Genomic DNA, 20,749 nt, shown 5'->3' on the forward strand with positions numbered 1-20,749 from the left:
GTTCGGGGCTCCGGCGCGTCTCATCATCGGACCACCACAACGGCTATACATACTGAGTATACACCTCGTGTATAGTCGCTCCGCATGTACGCCAACGCGTTCGCGCCCGAATATCAGGGCGCCCTGAACTCCCTGTCGGTCAACTCCTCGCTCACCGATGTCCTGCGTGCGGCGAGCGAACAACTCCAGATCGCCGAAGCCTCCGGCGACCGGCGCGAAGTGGCCCGTGCCGGACTCGGCGTCGCCGAGGCACGGCGCCGCCTCGGCCAGGTCGCCGAGGCGGACGCCGCGTGGAAGGCCAGCTACCGTGCCGCCCGCGCCGCGGACGACCTCGGCGCCATGGCCTGGGCCATGTGGAGCGGTGGCACCCTCGCCCGGCAGCGCGGCGCGCTGCCACTCGCCCGCCGGCTGCTCACCCTCGCCGCCGATCTCGGCAAACGCGGCGACGACGTCGTCGCCCGCGGCTACTCACTCGCCGGGCTCGCCGAAACCGGCCGAATACAGGGGGACTACCAAGCCGTCGGCCGGCTGCACGAACAGCTCCTCGCCGAGGCCCGCAAGCGCGGCGAGGCCCGGCACACGGTCTGGGCGCTGGAGGGGATCGCCCAGATCCACCGCAACACCGGAGACTTCGACCGCGCGCTCGCCCTCTTCGAGGAGGCCGCCGAGATCGCCCGGGGCGCCGATGACCGGCGCGGCTGGGCCTGGGCCCAGCGCGGCATCGCCGACATCGTCTCGGTCCGCGACGGCGACGCCGACCGCGCGCTGCGCATCCTGGAGAAGGCCGAACGGGCCTGCCGCCGGATGAACCTCACCTCCGCGCTCGCCTACAACCACAAAATGCGCGCCAACGTCCTCTTCCGCGCCCGCCGTTACCGGCAGGCCAAGCGCGGCTACGAGGAGACGCTCGCCGAGTTCCGCGCCATCGACGAGCTGCGCGGCCAGGCCCTGTGCCGGCTCGGACTGGCCAAGACCCTGCACCGGCTGGGGCAGCGCGGCCCGGACGAGACCGCCGCCGAACTGCGGGAACTGCGCACCCTCTTCCAGCGGATCGGGCTGTACCACGCCAGAGCCATGACCGACAAAGCACTGGCCGAACTGCCCACGCCCGCGCCCGCCCCCGCGGAGGCCGCCCCATGATCCGCGAACTCACCCCCACGACAGCCCCCACGGCCACCACCCCCACGACCCCCACGGCCCCGAACACCACCGCGGCCGACATCCTCGCCCGCACCCGGGCCGCCACCGCCCCCGCCCTGGACCGCGCACTGCGCCAACTGCACCCCTGGCTGCACGAGATGGCCACCCACACCCCGGACGGCAAGGGCATCCGCGCCGCCCTGACCCTGCTGGCCGCCGAAGCCGTCGGCGCCGCCCCGGCCACCGCCGTCCCCGGCGCCGTCGCCGTGGAACTCGTGCAGACCTTCTCCCTGGTCCACGACGACATCATGGACGGCGACGAACACCGCAGAGCGCGCCCGGCCGTGTGGAAGGCGTACGGCACAGGGCCCGCCGTGCTCGCCGGCGACGCGCTCCACAGCCTGGCCCTGGAGACCCTCGCCGCCGGCGGCGGCCCGCACACCGCCACCGCCGTACGGCACCTGATCGGCGCCCTGCGCGACCTGGTGCACGGCCAGGCCGAGGACCTCCGGTTCGAGCAGGCGCCCTGGCGCGGCAAGGGCGCCGTCACCCCGCACGCGTACCTGGGCATGGCGGGCCGCAAGACCGGCGCGCTGTTCGGCTGCGCCACCGCGCTGGGCGCGGCCCTCGGCGGCGCCCCGCCCCGTACCGTCGACGCGCTGCGCCGCGCCGGGCTGCACGCCGGGGTGGCGTTCCAGGCCATCGACGACGTGCTGGGCATCTGGGGCGACCCGGCGGTCACCGGCAAGCCCGTGTACGGCGATCTCCGGCGGGGCAAGAAGACCCTGCCGGTGCTGCTGGCCCTGTCCGCCGACCGTGCGGACGCCCGGGCCCTGGCCGCCGTGCTGGACACGGACCCGCTGGGCGACGAACACGCCCGGTACGCCGCCGCCCTGATCGAGGCGGCCGGCGGGCGCGCCGCCGCGCTCGCCGAGGCGGACCGGCAACTGGCCCTGGCCCACCGGTCGCTGCGCGCGGTGCCGCTGGCACCCGGCCCCGCCGGGGAAATCCGCAGCCTTCTTTCATATCTCACCACCCGCCGCGGCTGAACAACCGGTGCGCGGAGAATTCCGCGCACCGTCACCCGGCCCCCCGCGCGCCCGCCGTGGCCGCGCCAGGCACCGCCCATCGGCGCCCTGCCTGCGGGTTTACCGCAACGTCACACGCGCCGCCGCCTGTTACCAGCCGCGCACTGCCCGTATGCCGCCCGCCCGCAAAGTCTCCCAGGTATCGGTAAACAAAAATCTGAGCTACATCTGAGCTTATTGGCCGGGATTTTCCCCTCCAACTGGAGAAACATGGACGCGGACATGAATACGCTCTCCACGCCGAGACGCTGAGGATGGAGCAGACCCATGCGTACCGCTCAACGCGACCCAGGCGAATTGCTGGACCGGCTCAGCAGCGCGTACCGTGCCCGGCTGCTGCGCTACGTGAACCGGCTGACTCTGGGAGACCCCCACCGCGCTGAGGACATCGTGCAGGAGACCATGCTCCGGGTATGGCGCCTGGCCGTGCGGCAGTCCGCGCGAACGGGCGCCGCCGAGCACGAGATCGACTACGACGAGGACCGCCTGGTCGCCTGGCTGTACACCGTCGCGCGTAACCTCGCGGTGGACGCCCACCGCCGTGACCGCACCGTCCCCATGGGTGTGGTCCCGGCACCGATGCTCCAGCGCTGCACGGAGCCCGACATGGCCGACGCCGTCGTCGACCGCCATGTGGTGCACGGAGCGCTTGCCCGCCTCACCCCCGAACACCGCGAGGTCCTCGTCCAGGTGCACCTGTGCGACCGGTCCCGCGCCGATGCGGCCCGCGCCATCGGCGTCCCCCAGGGGACCGTCAAGTCCCGTACCCACTACGCTCTGCTGGCCATGCGCCGCGAGATGCGACGGGAGAATGCCGCGGCATGAGAAACACCGATCCCTTTGAGTTCTTCAGCACGCACCGTGACACGATCTTCCGCATCTGCGGGATCATCGGCGCGCTGCTGATCGTCTTCCTCATCCTGCGGGCCATCGCCATGCGGATGGGCGGCTGGAAGGCCGCCTGGGCCCGCGTCAAGCGCGAACTGGCCGTGACCCGCAACGCGTTCGCCGCCCCCTTCCGCGCCTGGTTCCAGCACCAGCGCCGGCTGCGGCGCCTCGTCCACCACCTGGGCGCCCCGCTCACCTGGCGGGACGCCGAACGCGCCCTGGTCCGCGCCCGTCAGGAGGCCGCCCCCGCCCGCCCGTACGCCGCGCTCGTGGACGACCGCGAGGTCACCGTCCTGCTCGCCGACTCCTCCGAGGCCGGCACCTGGACCATCGACCGCACCGAACTCCCCGCCGTCACCCCCGACCCGGACGCCGTCCGCCCCGTGATCGTCGCGCTCGGCGCCAGCGAGGACGGCACCGGACGCGCCGTCTTCCTCGATCTGGCCACCGGGCCCCAGCAGTTCGCGATCGAGGGCGACCAGCGCGCCGCCGCCGCCCTGCTCCAGGCCATCGCCGCCCAGCTGGACGTACGGCTGCCGGCCGGTCTGGTCACCGTCGCCGAGGGAGTCCACCGCAACCACCAGGGCGAGCCGGTGCGCAACGCCTACCGCGCCGCCCGCGAGACCGAACCGCACTTCGGCCTGGCACCCGTGCTCATCGCCACCGAACTGCCCGACCCGCTGCCGGTGGAGCTGAGCGCGCCACCGTCCGCCGACCTGACCGTCCCGCGCGTCATCGTCACCGGCCCCGGCCGCGGACACGTCCGCCGGCTCCTCGCCGACCGGCACTCCCGCGTGTACGTCACCGGCACCCCGCTGCTGCCGTTCTTCGACGCCCTGGGCCGCGCGCTGGCCCGCGTCCTGCCCCACATCCCACCCGTCCTGCCGCCCGCCCCGCCCACCGGCAACGCCGCGAGCGACCTCTTCGAGGAGGCCGAGGGCCAGGAACAGCAGCAGACGACCCTCGTCAAGACCCGCAAGGCCGAACCCGAGGAAGTCCCGCTCGGCCGCAGCGCCGCCACCCCGCTCGAATCCGTGGCGGACGCGGAGGCCGGCGAGACCTCCGCGGGCCCCGCCGCCGACGCCACCGCAGGCACCGCCCCCTCCACCACCAGCCGCTCCCCGCAGCCCTGAGCTGAGCCGAGAGCGCCCGACGCCGCTGGACTCCCGTGAAACTGACCGTCTCCACCGCCGTCCCCGACGGCCCGCCCACCGACCACCTGCTGGACGTCCCCGAGGACGCCACCGTCGCCGACCTCGGCTCCGTACTCGGCGCCGGGCAGCTCTACCTCGGCGACCGGCAGCTCGACCCCGACGCCACCCTGGGCGCCAGCGGCATCCGCGAGGGCGCCCTGCTCGGCGTGGACGCCCCCGCCTCCCGCGATGGGCGCTCCCTCACCCGCGCCTGGGCCCCGCACGCCACCGACGCCCCGCTGATCGAGGTCCGCCATGTCTCGGGCCCCGGCGCCGGCCACGTCTGGCTGCTCGGCCCCGGCAGCCACGAGATCGGCACCGACCGCGGCTGCGCCCTGCGCCTGGACGGCGGCGGCGCCCCCGAACGCGGCACCTGGATCACCGTCGCCGCCGACGGCGGCGTCAGCTACCGGCTGCCCGAGGAGGCCGACCCGGACCGCTGCGGGCTGCGCTCCCTCACCCCGCCGCCGCCCGTCGACCCCGAGACCGGCACCCCGCTCACCGCCGAGGAGCCCGCGGGCACCCAGGACGGCGGCCCCGGCGGGCACTCCGTGGCGCCGCCCCCACCGGGCCCCGACGGCCAGCCCGCCCCGCCGCCGCTGCCCCCCGTGCACCAGCTGCCGGAGCCCGACGACGGCGAGGAGGAGTGGCCGGCCTGGGCCGACCTGTCGCTCGGCGACCATCTGCTGCGCCTGAGCACCCCGTTCGAGCCGGACGCCGCCACCAACCCCTCGCCCGACGGCCTGGCCGTGGAGTACAACCGGCCGCCGCGCATCGCCCCGCACCTGGACGCCGAGTCCATGCGGATGGCCGGTCCGCCCGCCAAGCGCGGCAACCGGCCCTTCCCGTTCCTGATGCTGATCGCCCCGCTCGTCATGGGCTTCGTGATGGTCAGCCTCTTCCGCACGTTCTTCTTCGTCGTCTTTGTCTTCTTCACCCCGATCATGGCGATCGGCAACTGGCTGGTCGGCCGGCGCAGCGGACGCAAGCAGTACGAGGAGCAGCTGCGGCTGTTCCGGCTGCGCCGCGCCGCGCTGGAGCTGGAGGTCCGCAACGCGACCGTCGCCGAACGCGTCCTGCGCAACGACACGTTCCCCGACCCGGCGTCCCTGCTGCTGACCGCCACCGGCCCCGGCCACCAGCTGTGGGAGCGGCGCCGCCGCGACCCCGACCATCTCGCGCTGCGGATGGGCACCATCGCCCGCGCCTCGCTCAAACAGATCAACGACACCGCCCGCGAGAGCAACCACACGAGCGTGCACTGGCGGCTGGCGGACGTGCCGTACTGCGTGGAGATGACGCAGCTGGGCGTCGTCGGCATCACCGGCCCCGGCGCGGGCCCGCGCCGGGTGGCGTGCTGGGCCGTCGCGCAGTCCGCTGTCCTGCACAGCCCGCGCGACCTGCGGATCGTCGTCCTCACCAGCAACGAGCACGCGGACACCTGGAGCTGGGTGCGGTGGCTGCCGCATCTGCGCCAGGACCGGCCGGCCGCCGCCTCCGCCACCGTGATCTCGGTCGGCAACGACCCCGAGTCCACCGCGCACCGCGTCAACGAACTCGTCGCCGACATCAAGGCCAGGACCGACGCCGCCACCTCGGCGCTGGGCCGCACCCTGATGCACTTCCCCGACACCCTGGTGATCCTGGACGGCTCCCGGCGGCTGCGCGACGTCCCCGGCATCATCGAGGTCCTCACCGCCGGGCCGGGCGTGCGGATCTTCAGCGTCTGCCTGGACGAGCGGGAACGGCTGCTGCCCGAGGAGTGCACCGCCGTCATCACCACCGCGTCCTCCGACACCACGGCCGCGGACAAGGACACCCTGACCGTCCGCATCTCCGGGCTGCCCACCGTCGAGGGCGTCCGCGCCGACCTGGTGACCAGCGAATGGTGCGAGGAGGTCGCCCGCGCGATCGCCCCCGTCCGGGACGTGACGGTGGACGCCGACTCCGGGCTGCCGGCCGACGTCCGGCTGCTGCCGCTGATCGACCAGGAACCGCCGGACCCGCAGGCGCTCCTCCAGACCTGGGCCCGGCGCCCCGCCTCCACCACGTTCACCCTCGGCCAGGGGTACGAGGGCCCCCTCCGCATCGACCTGGTGCGCGACGGCCCGCACGGACTGATCGGCGGCACCACCGGATCCGGCAAGTCCGAACTGCTCCAGACGATGATCGCCTCGCTGGCCGCCGCCAACCGGCCCGACGAACTCGCCTTCGTGCTGGTGGACTACAAGGGCGGCAGCGCGTTCCGCGAATGCGCCCTGCTGCCGCACACCCTGGGCATGATCACCGACCTGGACGGGCACCTCGTCCAGCGCGCACTCGCCTCCCTGGAGGCCGAACTGCGCCGCCGCGAGCAGCTGCTCGCGGACGTCGAGGCCAAGGACCACGCCGAGTACCGGCTCAAGCGCGCCCGCGACCCGCGGCTGCCCGCCCTGCCCCGGCTGCTGCTCGTCATCGACGAGTTCGCCACCCTGGTACGGGAACTGCCGGACTTCGTCCCCGGGCTGATCTCCCTGGCCCAGCGGGGCCGTTCGCTCGGCCTCCACCTGATCCTGGCCACCCAGCGGCCCGGCGGCTCGGTCAACAACGAGATCAAGGCCAACACCAACCTGCGGATCGCGCTGCGCGTCACCGACCGCTCCGAGAGCCAGGACATCATCAACAACCCGGACGCCGCGGCCATCTCCGCCGGCAACCCGGGGCGGGCACTGCTGCGCCGTGGCCACAACAACCCGACCCCGTTCCAGACGGCCTGGGTCGGCGCCGAGCGCACCGACGCCGACCCCGCGCCGGAGCAGGGAGTCGACGAGGACGGGCCGCAGGCACCGGCACCCGGGCGCACCGTCCGCGCCGCCGAGCTGACCTGGAGCGGCCTGGGCCGCCCCACCGATCTCGGCCCGGACGACGACGACCTCCCCGAGGCCCAGCGCCCGGTCCCGGTCGAGCGCCCCACCGATCTGCTCGCCCTCGTCCACGCCATCACGACCGCCGCCGCGCAGCTGCCGGGCTACACCGAGCAGCCCAGCCCCTGGCTGCCGCCGCTGTCCGAACAACTGCGGCTGGAGGACCTTCCGCCCACCGAGGCGCCGGAGACCCCCGGCGGGCTGCCGCTGGTGCCGTACGGGCTGCTGGACCTGCCCGAGTTCCAGGACCGGCGGCTGGGCACCATCGACTTCGCCACCTTCGGCCACCTGTACGTCATCGGCGCCCCGCGCTCGGGCCGTACCCAGGTGCTGCGCACCGTCGCCGGCTCGGCCGCCATGGCGGTCAGCAGCGCCGATCTGCACATCTACGGCATCGACTCGGCCGGCGGCGGGCTCGCCGCGCTGGAGACGCTGCCGCACTGCGGGGCGGTCGTCGACCGGCACGACAGCGAGCGCCTGGAGCGGCTGGTGAGCCGGCTGGTCACCGAACTCAACTCCCGGCAGCGTGCGGTGTCCCAGCACAGCTGCTCCAGCCTCACCGAGCTGCGCGCCAAGCTGCCGAAGGACCAGCGGCCGGCCCATCTGCTGCTGCTCATCGACGGCTGGGACGCGCTCAGCGCGATGATCGACGACTACGACGGCGGCCGGATGTACACGGACGTCATCCGGCTGGTCCGCGAGGGCCAGGCGGCGGGCATCCATGTCATCGCCACCTCCGAGCGGCTGCTGCTGGGCGGCCGGATGGCCGCGCACAACGACCGGCGGCTGCTGCTGCGGCAGACCGACCCGAGCGACTACCACCTGGTCGGCATGGCGCGCGGGAAGGTGCCCGGGCATGTGCCGCCGGGCCGCGGCTGGATGGCGCCGGCCGGCGTGGAGACCCAGATCGGCCTGCTGCCCCAGGAGGGCGACGGCGATCCGGCGGCCGACCAGGGCGAGGCGCTGCGCGCCGTCGGCCGGCGGACCAGCAAGCGGGACACCAAGGTGCCGCAGGCGCGCCGCCCGTTCCGGATCGGGCAGCTGCCCGCGCTGATCGGCTTCACCGAGGCGATGGAGCAGCTGCCGGCCGAGCGGCGGCGTCCGCTGTGGGCGCTGCTGGGCATCGGCGGCGACGCCGGCGTACCGCTGGGCTACGACTTCGCGGCGGGCGGCGGCAGCTTCGTGGTGGCGGGTCCGCCGCGCTCGGGCCGCTCCACCACGCTGGCGGCGATGAGTGTGTCGCTGCTGCTGGGCGGCACCTCGCTGGTGGTGATCACCCCGCGTGGCTCGCAGCTGCGCCGGCTGGGCGTGCACGAGCTGGCGAAGGTGATGACGGACACCGACCCGTCGGCGGAGGAGCTGACCGAGGCGCTGGAGGAGGTCTCGGGCCGGCCGGTGGTCGTCGTGGTGGACGACGCGGACATGCTGGCCAACTGCCGCGCCGACCGGGTGCTGCGGGCGGTGGCCACCTCGGGCCGCGACCAGGGCCGGGGGCTGCTGCTGGCCGGTCCGGCCGAGTCCATCTCCTCGCTGGGCTGGATGGGCGCCGCGCGGCGCTCGCGCAGCGGCGTGCTGCTGGGGCCCAAGACGATCGGCGAGGGCGATCTGATCGGCTCGCGGCTGTCGTCGGAGCAGGTGCGGTCCGCGCTGCCGGAGGGCCGCGGCTGGACCTCCGGGTCGGGTGGCCACGCCGTCGCGGTGCAGATTCCGCTGACGGTGCTGGACGGCTGACGCGCCGGCGTCCGCGCGCGCCGCGGACACCACGAACGGCCGCCCCCGGGAGGAAGGGGGCGGCCGTTCGTGTGCGCGCGGTCGGCCGGGCGGGATCAGCCCTCGGCGTTGGCGGCGGCCTCGGCGGCGGCGGCGTTGACGTCGTTGGTGATCTGGTCGTCCGAGTTCGCCATCTCGGTCGCGAAGTTCTGGAACATCTTCGCGTATTCGTCGATGTTCTTGGCCGAGGCGTCCAGCTGGTTGCTGAACTGGTTGTACGCGTCGGTCATCGCGGGGCTGGCCTTCTCGAAGACCAGACCGTTCTGGAGCAGATTGGCCACGGTGGTCTTGAGGTTCGTCAGCTCGGCGGCGATATCCGCGAGCTTGTTGCCCATCGTCGACGCGGTGGTCTCGATCGCGTCGTAATCAAAGACGACATCATTCGCCATGGGGTTCTCCGGTGGTGGTGAGTGGTGCGTGCGACAGGGAAATCAGCCGGCGTTGATCTTCTCGGCCATGTCGGCGTCCATGTTCTCGATGGACTTCTTGATCTCCTTGAACTGGTTGGCGTACTCCTTGATGGCGTTGGCGCCGGCGATGAGGTTCGTGGTGAACGTCTCGTACTTGGCCTCCAGCGCCGGGCTGGTCGCGGTCAGCACCAGGCCGCTGTTGAGCAGGGCTTCGACCTCTTTCTGCGCTTCCTGCATGCGCGGCACGAGCGTGCTGTCGACGGCGTCGTCCAGGACACCGCACACCCGCTCGATCTCGGCGTAGTCCAGACTGATGTTGGCAGCCATGAGTGGTTCTCTCCTTCATTCGCTGACGTGACGAGGGCTAGTCCTCGACCTCTTTCCACTCGGCGTCCTTCTTGCCGTTGTGGGTGTACTTGGTCACCTCGTCGTCGGAGGTGACTTCCATGGTTCCGGTACCGTCGTCGTTCCACTTCACCACGGCCACACTCTCGGTGCCGTCACCGTAGGTGGTGGTCATGGTGTAGTCCTGGATGGTGCGTTTCTCACCGTCGACGGTGACCTCTTTGGCCGGCCCGTCGAATTCCTGCTCCGAGGTGTAGGACAGGCCGTTCGGGTTGCTGATCTCCGAGGTCTGCTTGGTGATGTTGTAGTCATCGTCGTATTCGAGCGTGACCTTCACCGTGCCCTCGTCGTCCGTGTACGTGTACTCGGTCGGCGGCTTGTCACCCTCGGGTTTCGGGGGCTCGTCACCGGGCTTGAGGGCGTGGTTCCCCTCCGCCTCCAGCTCCCGCCACGCCTCACAGAAGTCGGGCGCGTCGGCCCCGCTGCACACCTGCCGGATGGAGTCGTCGGGGTTCTCCTCGAAATACTCGGTCGCCCCGATGTCCTCCAGCATGTTGTCCCATGCCTCTTTGTCGTCGAGCCACTTGTCGTGGGCCTCCTTGGCGTTGACCCAGTCGTTGAACTCCACGCGCTGGGCGTCACCGCCGCCCCCGGCCGCCATGTTGGCGTCGGTGTCGAACCAGTAGTCCGAGACGCCCTTGAAGGTGTCGGCGAGTTCGGTCAGCCCGTCCTTGGCCTGCTTGGTGCGGCTGCGGGAACGGCTGTAGAAGGTCTGGAAGGCGGCGGCCAGCGACCGGTTGCCGAAGACGTTCTGCGCGTCGCCGAGGCTTCCCTCGCCGAGCTCCTTGAACTTGCCGTCCCCGCCGCCGGATCCGGCCTCGTCCGCCAGGGAACGCATCTTCTCCTGCACGGTGTGCAGCTGGCTGTAGTCGATGGAGAAGTCGGCCACGGGTCCTCCGGACGTTCCTCGGGTGCTGCCCTCTCTACGCGCCGGCCGGGAAGAAGGTTCAACACCGTGGCGTGAGGTGTGCCGCGTTCCGGCTCCGCCGGGTGCCGTTTCCCGCCCCGTCATCTCCGGTTCCCCGGGGATCACGGCGGCGGCGCGCGGGTGAACGGGCGGCAGCTTCCGGTGACATGACGCGAAAGCACGCCGTCACGGGGATCGGATTGAACCACCGGGGGGTCTGCCGCGTAGTAGTGGTGGAAACCCCTCCGTGCAGTGTCGCCGGGGAGTGCCCTCACCGAACGCGGGGACCCGGAAGGAGTGCCGACCATGGCTCGTCCCGAGGACTGGAGCGCCCTCGGCCTCAAGAATGACCCGACGCCCGGCGATCCGGGTCAGCTGGACGAGCTGATCACGTCGCAGGCGAAGCTCGTCACGCTCGCCACGACGATCGACGACGGTCTCACCGAGGTCAAGAACACGGCGGACGGCGCCTTCGTCGGCAAGACGGCCGACGCACTGCGCAAGATCATCGACAACGATCTGCGGAACTACGTCTCCTCCTTCAAGGAGGCACAGGAGAAGGTCCAGTCCGCGCTCAAGACCTATGTCGAGGTCATGCGGACCGAGCAGGAGCGGGCGGACGAGGCCCTGTCCGCCGCCGCGGGTCTCGACGAGGACGACGAGGAGGGGCGCGCGGGCTACAAGTCAACCGCCGAGGACGCCAAGTCGAACCTGGAGAGCGCCGCGAGCACGGCCGCCAGCGAGATCCGTTCGGCCGGCAACAGCATCGACTCGCCGGTGAACGAGTGCGACGAGTTCTGGAAGGCGCTCGGCTGGCTCGCGATCATCCTGATCATCCCGGCCATCATCGTCGGTGGCCCGCTCGCCCTGTTCGTCCTCGCGCTGAACGTGGCGCTGCTGATCAAGACCGCGATCGACTTCTCCCGCGGCAAGGCCAGCGTCACCGAACTGGTGCTGTCCATCCTGGGTGTCATCGCTCCGACCACCAAGGGCCTGTCGGTCGGCAAGCTGTGGAGCGGGTTCAAGGGCGCTTTCAAGGGCGGTGTCGCGGGTGGCAAGGCGTTCTTCGGCATCACCGGCGCCGCCCAGTTCGGTGCCCTGTGGGTCAAGGGCGCGGGCGGACTGTGGACGGGATTCCGCTTCTCGTCCAACTTCCTCAAAACCAACAACCTCGGGATCAAATTCGGCGCCAACCTCAATCACTTCCGGTTCGCCCCGGGCATGGCCGGACTGGCCGTGATCAACAACGTCGGGGTCAGGTCGTTCCAGATCGGCAAGCTGTTCGCCGGCGCGGTCTTCACGGTCAAGAACCTGCCGGTGAACATCTGGCGGGGGATCACCGGCACCCAGGGCCTGCGGTTCTTCCTGCCGGTGGCGGCCAACGAGATCCGGCTGGTGGGTCTCGGCCAGGCGCTGAAGATCGGCTTCATCGACCGCGGTCTGTTCGGCATGCACCGCTACGGTCTCGACCCGGCCGTCCTGGCCGGCGGCGCCAGCAAGGTGTCGGGCGCCGCGTCCGCCGGCGTCAACATCTTCTCCCCGCCGCCCGGCATCGGTGAGCTGGTGCGCTTCAACAACACCGGGTTCGGCACGATGCCGCCGGTGAACATCGGCGGCGGGCTGACGCCCGGCGGCTTCGGCAGCAACTTCTCCGGCGGCGTCCAGGTGGTCTCGCCGCCGCCGGTCAACCTGCACCTCGCCAACCAGAACATCGGCGGCGTCGGCTTCTCCCTGCCCCCGCTGCCCAACATGGGCGCCCTGATCGCGGATGTGCCGTTCTCCGGCGTCGGCGCCATCGGCGCCCCGACGCTCGGCCCCATGGTGCCGGTGGTCAGCCCGCCCGCCACCGGGATCGGCGTCGTCCCGGTGACCAACGTCGGTACGTCCATGCCGACGGTCAACACCCCGGCTCCCGGGACCGTCACCGTGCCCGCCATCGGCACGAACATGCCCGCGGTGAACACCCCGGGCGTGGGCGGCGTCACCGTCCCCGGCATCGGCGCGAACATGCCGGCCGTCAACACCCCCGGCGTGGGCGGCGTCACCGTCCCGGGCATCGGGGCCAACATGCCGGCCGTCAACACCCCCGGCGTGGGCGGCGTCACCGTCCCCGGCATCGGGGCCAACATGCCCGCGGTCAACACCCCCGGCGTCGGAGCCGTCACCGTCCCCGGCATCGGGGCCAACATGCCGACCCTCACCACCCCGGGCATCAACGGCGTGACCACGCCCGGCGTCGGCACCGTCACGGTCCCGGGCCTCGGCACCAGCATGCCCGTCGTCAACGCCCCCGGCGTCGGCGCCGTGAACGTCCCGGGCGTCGGCGTCAACATGCCCGCGCTCAACACCCCGGGCGTCGGCGGCTTCAACCTCCCTGGCATCTCCACCAACATGCCGGGCGTGAACACCCCGGGCGTGGGCGGCGTCACCGTCCCCGGCATCGGCACCAACATGCCCACCGTCAACGCCCCCGGCGTCGGGGCCATCAGCCCCTCGATCTCCTCGCCCGGCATCGGCAGCTTCAACACCATCAACGTGCCGGGCGTGGGCGCGGTCGACGCGCCGGGCCTTGGCGGCCTGGGCAACATCAACACCGGCGGCATCGGCCAGGCCATCACCCCGCCAACCCTCAACAACGTCGGCGGCAAGTTCGGCTCGCTCCAGCTGAGCATGCCGAACATCGACGCCAGGATCGCGGATCTCCCCTCGATCAACGCCCACGTGAACGCCGTGCCCGGCACCGGCGGCACCCCCGCCGCCGGAGGCGTGAGCGTCCCCGAACTCGGCATCAATCTCAACTCCGGCCAGGGCCTCGGCAGTATCAGCACCCCCGAGATCAACGCGATCAACCAGATCGTCCCGCCCGCCGGCGCCACCGTCACCCCGCCGTCCGTCGGCGGCGTCACCGTCCCCACCGTCGGCAACGGCATCCCCCCGCTCAGCACCCCCGGCGTGAACGGCGTCACCACGCCCGGCGTCAACGGCGTCACCACCCCGAGCGTGGGAGGGGTCGGCGCCGTCGACACCCCCGCGGTCAACGCCCTCAACAACGTCAACACCAGCGTCAGCCACGGCATCACCCCGCCCACGCTCCAGAACGTCGGCGGCAAGTTCGACTCGCTCCAGCTGAACACCCCGGGCGCCACCACCCGCCTCGCCGACCTCCCCTCCGTCAACGGTCAGGTGAGCGCCGTACCGAGTACCGGCGGAACTCCCGCCGTCGGCCACGTCAGCGTCCCCGAACTCGGCATCACCCTGGGCGGCGGCAACGGCGCCGGGCGGATCGACACCCCCGAGATCACCACGACCGGCCAGGTCAACCCCGGAGTCGGCGCCACCCTCACCCCGCCCTCCGCGCACGTCGCCCCGCCCGCCGGGCAGGTCGCCCCCGCGACCGGCCAGGTGACACCGCCGCCCGTCGCCACCCCGGCCACCGGTGCCGTCACCCCCACCGTCACCCCGGGCACCTCGCCCGTCGGCCTGGGCGGCACCCCGCACACCACCACCCCCGCCGGTGGCCAGGTCAACGTGCCCGAGGTCAACGCCAAGCACGGCGGCACCCCCGCCGCGAACGAGGTCGGCCGCGTCGACCTGACCCAGCCCGCACCGCCCGCCAAGCAGCCCGGCATCGAATCGCTGGAGCTGAAGACCGGCGGCGCCCACCTGAACCCGCTCAGCCCGATGGACCTCCAGGTCCTGCGCACCCTCGGCCTGTTCGGGCCGAGCGCCGTGGCGCCCCGGCCGATGGTCACCCAGGTGTTCATGATGAGCTCCTCGTCCACCATCCCCGCCGTCCACACCTACAACGGCATCGCCGACCTGCCCGGCGTCTCGGTCCGGGTCGACGCCCCGCACGCCGGCTCCGGCGGCCGCTTCCCCGTCACCATCACCCAGAACACCGAGAGCATCCCCGGCCTGAACGCCTTCGAGGCCCACAACGGCACCCGGCCCGTCATCCGCATCGAGCAGGCGCTCGACGGCGGATCGGTCCGGCGGTGGGACTTCGACATGGCCAGCCACGAGCCCATCGGCGCCCCCACCGTGGTCTCCCCCACCTCGGCAACCGGCACCTCGGGCATCACCGGCACGGTCGCCCCCGCGCTGCCCGCCCCGCGCACCGTCGATCTGCCGGGCCTGGGCGGCCGGCAGATGGAGGTGCGGTTCGGCGCGGGCGGCGGGGTGAGCGGCATCGGGCCGATCGGCCGCGGATCGGACGTCCTCGACATCCGTACCTCACCCGACCTGCGCATCCTCGACATGGACATCCGGGTCGGCCCCCGGCAGATCGACAACCACAGCTTCAACCTCGGCCCGGACGGCACCCCGACCTTCCGCGGCCACCAGCAGAACATCACCCTGACCAACGGCGACTTCCACAACGTCCAGGTCTCCGTCAACCGCGCGGAGGACGGCGGCTTCCTGAGCGCCGACACCCCCCGGGGCAACACCGTCGTCGAGGTGAACGGCGGCGGCGGGCTGCGCATCGACCCGACCGACGGCGGGCGCGTCACCGTCTTCTACGACGCGCACCACGCCTTCAGCCACCGGGACCTGGCCCTGGCCGCCGGAGCCCTGCACGGCATCCAGACCCTGCGGGTCGCCGCGGACGGAACGCTCAGCCTGATCCGCCCGAACGGGACCGTCGCGTCCGCCCCCGGAGACGTCACCACCGTGTCCATCGGTGGCAACCGTGTCCAGTTCGGCGGCCGGGACATCGTCATCGGCCCGAACGGCGACCACACGCACAACGTCATCACCCTGCGGGACGCCGACGGCAACACCGTCGGCGTCGTCCCCCGGCCGACCGCCCCCGGGCACGCCGCGCCCGGCGCGCATCCGCTGGACACGGCCGGCAACCCCATCAACACCACCGACCTGGTCCGGCACGGCGACACCGAGTTCGTGCTGCGCACCGACGACTCGCTCACCTTCCACACGGGCAACGGCGACCACAGCTTCAGCGCCCCCGCCCTCCGCGACACCCCGCTGGACGGCCACTTCCTGCGGGGCGGCACCAACCCCGCCCTGTTCGACGCGAACGGCGGCCTGGTCTCCACCCCGACCGTCCAGCCCGGCGGCGCGCTGCGCATCCAGTACGGCGGCCACGACATCATCCTGGGCCCGGGCAACGTCCACACCCACAACGTCACCACCCTCACCGGTGCCAACGGCGCCACCGTCGGCCACGTGCACCTCCCGGTCGACGGGACGCGCCTCACCCCGGGCAGCCACCCGGTCAACGCCGGCGGCCAGGCCATCACGGACCTCACCGTGGTCCGGCACGGCGACGACGCGTTCGTGCTGCGCGGCAACAACGAACTCACCTTCCACGGCGCGAACGGGCACCACACCTTCAGCGCCACCGCCCTCAACGGGACCCCCCTCAACGGCACGTTCCTGCGCCCGGGCGCCCACCCCCAGCTGTTCAACGCGGGCGGCGACCTCGTCGCCACCCCCACCGTCCAGCCGGGCAACGCCCTGCGCGTCCAGCACGGCGGCCACGACCTCATCCTGGGCCCGGGCAACGTCCACACCCACAACGTCACCACCCTCACCGGCGTGGACGGCAACCCCATCGGCGTCGTGCACCGCCCGACCTCACCCGCGCACGCCTCCCCCGGCGCCCACCCGCTGGACGCGGCCGGCAACCCGGTCAACACCGTCGACCTGGTCCGGCACGGCGACGGCGGCTTCGTCACCCGGACCAACACCGACATCACCTTCCACGGCGCGGGCGGCGGGCACCAGCTCACCGCGCCGCGGCTGCTCGACACCCCGCTCCCCAACACCTTCCTGCGCCTCGGTGACCACCCGGCGCTGCTGGACATGAGCGGCAACCCCATCGCGAACGTCGATGTCGTGCCCCAGGCCGGCGGCGCGACCCGCATCCACAGCGGCAACCAGGGCATCATCCTGGGCCCGGGTCGCGACCACACGCACAACGTGGTCAGCCTCACCCACGGCACCGACACCCTGTTCGCCCCCGTCCCGGTCGGCGGGGCGCTGCCTCCGGGCAGCCGCCCGCTGGACGCGGCCGGCAACCCGCAGACCACCCTGGATCTCGCCCGCCACGGCAGCGACGGCTTCCGCACCACGGGCGACACCCGCATCACGGTGTACAAGAAGGACGGCAGCTTCGACTTCGACACCGTGCGGCTGGGCACCACCGACAACAGCGTGCGGACCTTCAGCGTCACCACCAACGGCCAGACGGTGACCGCCCTGGACGTGGTGAACAACAACACCCTGGCCAAGGTGGACGACGTCCGCATCACCCAGGTCGACGGCGGCGGCTTCCGGTTCCGCAGCGCCGACGGCAACACCATCACCCTGCACGGAGCCGACGGCCGGGTGACCACGACCGCGCGGACCGTCGAGGTCGCGGTGGACGGCGGGAACGTCACCCGGTTCCGGGTCACCCACACCGACGGCACCGCCGGCTTCGACGCGATCCGGCTCTCCGACGACGTGGACGGCGCGTTCCTGCGGGTGGACAACAACACCCTGCTCGACGGGAACTTCGCCACGGTCACCAACCCCCGCTCCACCGTCACCGCCGAGGGCAGCAACTTCCGCGTCGCCCGCGGCAACGGCCAGGGCCTCAGCGCCGGCGAGTACAAGATCTACGACGGCGGCGGCAAGCTCGTCGAGCAGCGCATCAACGTCTTCCGGGACGGAGAGCTCAACCAGAACCAGCACCTCAAGGTCACCTACACGGACGGCGCCACCAAGGGCACCTGGTCGCGGATCAAGACCGACAACGCCGGCGCGGTCATCGCCCCGCCCCCGAACCGGTACACCGGCCTGTACGACGGCGGCGCGGTCGACATGAAGGGCCACGGCAACGGCGTCGTCCGCCTCACCCACCACGGCGGTGCCGAGGTGTTCATGCGCCGGCCGCTGCACAACGGCAACACCCTGGACGTGCACGCCTCCTCCAGCGGCGGCGACTTCGGGCTGACGAGCCAGCGCCCGCGCTGGTCGGAGATCACCCCGGGCGGCACGATCGCCCAGCATGGCACCCGGCACTGGGGCGAGTCCACGCGCAGCTGGTTCGACGTCGCCGACACGGGTCGGATCAGCTCGCTCAGCGGCCGGGTGCGGCACTTCCGCGTCAACCCGGACGGCGGTCACGTGCTCACCGAGATGAACGCCGTGCCGGCCGGCCAGGCCCTCACCAAGGGCACCTGGCATCGCTACGACGCCGACTTCAAGCACCTCGCCGAGGGCACCAGGGACTGGGGCCACGGCCGGGGCTGGACGGACGTCGCGATCAACCCGCGCACCGGCAACAGCGTCACCGTGCACGAGAAGTTCGGCCGCTTCCAGCCCACCCCGCACGACGTGCGCCGCTACCAGCAGCTGACCGTCAACGCCGACGGCTCCTTCAAGGAAGGCAGCTGGATCTCGCACTCCCCGGCCGGCAAGGAGACCGGGATCAGCAAGCAGATGGAGAACGGCAACTGGCTGGAGAGCCAGCGCCTGGCCGAGCAGCGCCCGCCGGTGTGGTTCCGCAACGTCCTCTCGCCCAACATCTACCTCCACACCTCCCTGGACAACTTCAGCTACCTGCGCAGCGACAGCGCCTTCCAGATCTCCGTCTGGAAGGAGAGCCCCACCGCGGGCGGCGCCCCCACCACCAAGGGCATCACGGCCACCAGCGGCGCCGGCACCGTCCAGTCCATCAACCAGGCCGGCGACATGGTCCGCGAGGTGCGCAAGCTCGGCAGCGGCAACGAACTGACCGTCGGCGACGTGAAGATGCCGGCCGGCACCAGCCTCCAGGGCAAGGACCTCCCCTGGTCCGAGGGGACGGGCAAGCTCCAGGGCTTCCGCACCTTCGACCAGGCCGACTTCGCCGTCACCAACACGCGGCCGGGCCCCGCTCCGGCCCCCGCCCCCGGCGCCGCGGCGGGCGCCCCGGCGCCGCAGCCGCCGGTCCGCCCGGACCTGGCCGCCCGGCCGGACACCGACGCCAACACCATGCTGTTCCAGGACCGCTTCCGGCCCGACCAGGCCACCGACGGCGTCAACCCGTACACGCGCGGCGACGGCGACACCCGCGTCACCCGCATCGGGTTCAAGGACGGCTCCCTGATGGAGTTCCGGCCCTCGCCGGCCACCCGCACCGGCGAAGGCGTGACCGTGGGCAGCGGCGACCGGGACTTCCGGCTCACCGTCGACTCCCGCTCCGGCGACTGGACGCACTACGACATCCACGGCAACGTCATCGGCCGCTCCGACACCTTCACCAGCGGCACCGGCGGACAGATCACCGTCATCTCCAAGGGCGCGCCCGACAGCAAGAACCTCACCTGGCAGGCGTTCGACGCGGACGGCGTCGTGGTCGGCTCCGGCACCCGCGGGATGGCCTTCAACGGCAAGGTGGGCAACAAGCTGTACTGGGACCGCGAGTCCTACCAGGACTTCGCCCCCGTCCGCGACGGCGGCGGCAATGTGATCCCGGGCCGGACGGAACTCGTCCGCGAGCACCGGATGCTGGCCGACGGCACCACCCTCGACGCCTGGAAGCAGACCGGCGCCGACGGGAACGTCACCTGGCACTGGAACAAGACCGACCGGCACGGCAACATCCAGTCGTTCGGCGACGTCGGCGACCGCACCCGCATGTGGATCGACGCGAACGGCGCCAAGCACGCGGACTGGCAGAACGGCTTCCGCTGGGAGGACACCTTCACCCGGGGCGACACCACGTACAAGATCCAGGAGATGCCCAAGCAGCCGAACAACGGCTCCACCAGCGCCTGGAGCAACGACGGCCCGCCCCGGGTCCGGGAGTACCACGCACAGGCGCCGGCCGCCGGCACGGTGGGCGGCCTCAACCAGGACCTGCGGGTGTGGAAGGAGTTCGACAACGGCATCGAGATCCGCCGCAGGATCAAGCTCGACGACGGCACCTTCCTGGAGAGCCACGAGTGGACGAAGCAGTGGCGCCGCTACGCCGAGCCCGGCGGCGTCCAGTTCGTCATCAACGAGCGCACCATGTCCGGCTACGTCTACAGCTACGACCCGTTCGGCCGGGTCTCGCTCACCGGCCAGGACGCCCTGCACCGGCTCGGTGACTGGGCGGGCGGCCTGGTACCCGGACGGGCGGCCGCCGCGCCCGCACCGCCCGCGCCGATGTCCTCCATGCCGCCGGCGCAGCTCATCGGCCGCGACACCAACTACCTCGGCCTGGCGACCGAGTACCGCGGCTTCAGCCGGATGTACCGCGAGGTCAACGACCAGCAGTGGACCCGCCCCAACATCGGCGCGGGCGAGTCGCAGTACGCCTCGTTCATGAGCAAGGGCGCCCGGTCGCTCGCGGTGGACATGGCCCAGGAGTGGATCATCGACTTCCTGGCCACCCTCACCATCACCGGCATCATCTCGGCCGCCACCGACACCGAGTTCACCTGGCTGGACGTCGCCAAGGCCGCCTTCGGCGCCACCATCGCCGCGGGTGTCAAGGGCACCTTCGCGCTCGGCCACTTCTCGGACAACCGGGGCGGCTGGACGAAGGTCGGCAACAGCCAGGTGGACGCGGGCAACCCGTTCACCCGGCGCCCCAACGACGACAACATGGGCGGCGAGTACGCGGGCATCGAGAAGATCACCCGCTGGCGGTCCGGCAGTTACGACTTCGGCATCGCCATCGCCTCCGGCATCATCGGCGGCTTCATCTCCGGTGCCGCCTCGGCCGCGATCTTCGGGGTCAAGGACGCCGACGGCAACCTCGTCAAGCTGACCGGCACGGACGCCCTCCTGGAGGGCGCCAGCGCCGCGCTCGGCGGCGTCATCGGCGGCGTGAGCATCGGCGCCGGCCGTACCGCGCTGATCCACAACATGAGCGGCCGGTGGTACCACCGTCAGGGCGCCCTCGACATCTTCGGCATTCCCTTCCTGGGCAAGATCGGCGACAAGGGCTTCAGCCTCGGCTTCATGGGCGGCTGGCTGCGCGAACAGATCGCCCCCGACTGGTACACGGGTGCGGGCGACAATGAGACCGGCGAGAGCACCGAGAGCACCGAGGAAACGAACTGAT

General features: G+C 72.0%; 9 protein-coding genes. 6 read left to right on the top strand and 3 right to left on the bottom strand.

The window, feature by feature from the left end; all coding sequences use genetic code 11:
• The first annotated feature begins 84 nt into the window (after positions 1-84).
• From ACTFAP_RS13420 to ACTFAP_RS13440, 5 genes are all read left to right on the top strand, one after another.
• Positions 85-1,140, top strand: a complete 1,056-nt coding sequence (locus ACTFAP_RS13420; protein WP_400011465.1) for a tetratricopeptide repeat protein — start codon at positions 85-87, stop codon at positions 1,138-1,140.
• Positions 1,137-2,189 (top strand): polyprenyl synthetase family protein, encoded by a 1,053-nt coding sequence (locus tag ACTFAP_RS13425; RefSeq protein ID WP_500469200.1) that lies wholly within the window; start codon positions 1,137-1,139, stop codon positions 2,187-2,189. The genes ACTFAP_RS13420 and ACTFAP_RS13425 overlap by 4 nt, the downstream gene beginning before the upstream one ends.
• 306 nt (positions 2,190-2,495) lie before the next feature.
• On the top strand, positions 2,496-3,053 hold the full coding sequence (locus ACTFAP_RS13430) for a sigma-70 family RNA polymerase sigma factor (protein ID WP_390118070.1): 558 nt from the start codon (positions 2,496-2,498) through the stop codon (positions 3,051-3,053).
• Positions 3,050-4,249 carry a hypothetical protein gene (locus tag ACTFAP_RS13435; RefSeq protein ID WP_390118067.1) on the top strand — a complete coding sequence of 400 codons (1,200 nt, stop codon included), beginning with the start codon at positions 3,050-3,052 and terminating at the stop codon, positions 4,247-4,249. The genes ACTFAP_RS13430 and ACTFAP_RS13435 overlap by 4 nt, the downstream gene beginning before the upstream one ends.
• A gap of 35 nt (positions 4,250-4,284) precedes the next feature.
• Positions 4,285-8,943 (top strand): FtsK/SpoIIIE domain-containing protein, encoded by a 4,659-nt coding sequence (locus tag ACTFAP_RS13440; RefSeq protein ID WP_390118064.1) that lies wholly within the window; start codon positions 4,285-4,287, stop codon positions 8,941-8,943.
• Between the two features lie 95 nt (positions 8,944-9,038).
• Here the strand turns inward: ACTFAP_RS13440 and ACTFAP_RS13445 are convergent, their stop codons facing one another.
• Genes ACTFAP_RS13445 through ACTFAP_RS13455 form a run of 3 tightly spaced genes read right to left on the bottom strand, consistent with a single transcriptional unit; the run spans position 9,039 to position 10,686 of the window.
• Entirely contained in the window at positions 9,039-9,371 is a 333-nt protein-coding gene (locus ACTFAP_RS13445) for a hypothetical protein (protein WP_390118061.1), read from the bottom strand.
• 42 nt (positions 9,372-9,413) lie between these two features.
• A complete protein-coding gene (locus ACTFAP_RS13450) occupies positions 9,414-9,719 on the bottom strand; it encodes a hypothetical protein (protein WP_390118058.1) in 306 nt (101 codons plus the stop codon).
• 37 nt (positions 9,720-9,756) lie between these two features.
• Positions 9,757-10,686 carry a serine/arginine repetitive matrix protein 2 gene (locus tag ACTFAP_RS13455; protein ID WP_390118055.1) on the bottom strand — a complete coding sequence of 310 codons (930 nt, stop codon included), beginning with the start codon at positions 10,684-10,686 and terminating at the stop codon, positions 9,757-9,759.
• A gap of 324 nt (positions 10,687-11,010) precedes the next feature.
• Between ACTFAP_RS13455 and ACTFAP_RS13460 the strand changes: the two genes are divergently transcribed.
• Positions 11,011-20,748, top strand: a complete 9,738-nt coding sequence (locus ACTFAP_RS13460; protein WP_500469203.1) for a hypothetical protein — start codon at positions 11,011-11,013, stop codon at positions 20,746-20,748.
• Position 20,749 lies beyond the last annotated feature (1 nt).

The sequence above is a fragment of the Streptomyces sp. PH9007 genome (assembly GCF_059813725.1).

Bases quoted from the DNA above. Each gene is read 5' to 3' on its own strand.
- ACTFAP_RS13460 (WP_500469203.1), top strand. From the start codon at position 11,011: ATGGCTCGTCCCGAGGACTGGAGCGCCCTCGGCCTCAAGAATGACCCG.
- ACTFAP_RS13445 (WP_390118061.1), bottom strand. From the start codon at position 9,371: ATGGCGAATGATGTCGTCTTTGATTACGACGCGATCGAGACCACCGCG.
- ACTFAP_RS13420 (WP_400011465.1), top strand. From the start codon at position 85: ATGTACGCCAACGCGTTCGCGCCCGAATATCAGGGCGCCCTGAACTCC.
- ACTFAP_RS13430 (WP_390118070.1), top strand. From the start codon at position 2,496: ATGCGTACCGCTCAACGCGACCCAGGCGAATTGCTGGACCGGCTCAGC.
- ACTFAP_RS13435 (WP_390118067.1), top strand. From the start codon at position 3,050: ATGAGAAACACCGATCCCTTTGAGTTCTTCAGCACGCACCGTGACACG.
- ACTFAP_RS13425 (WP_500469200.1), top strand. From the start codon at position 1,137: ATGATCCGCGAACTCACCCCCACGACAGCCCCCACGGCCACCACCCCC.
- ACTFAP_RS13450 (WP_390118058.1), bottom strand. From the start codon at position 9,719: ATGGCTGCCAACATCAGTCTGGACTACGCCGAGATCGAGCGGGTGTGC.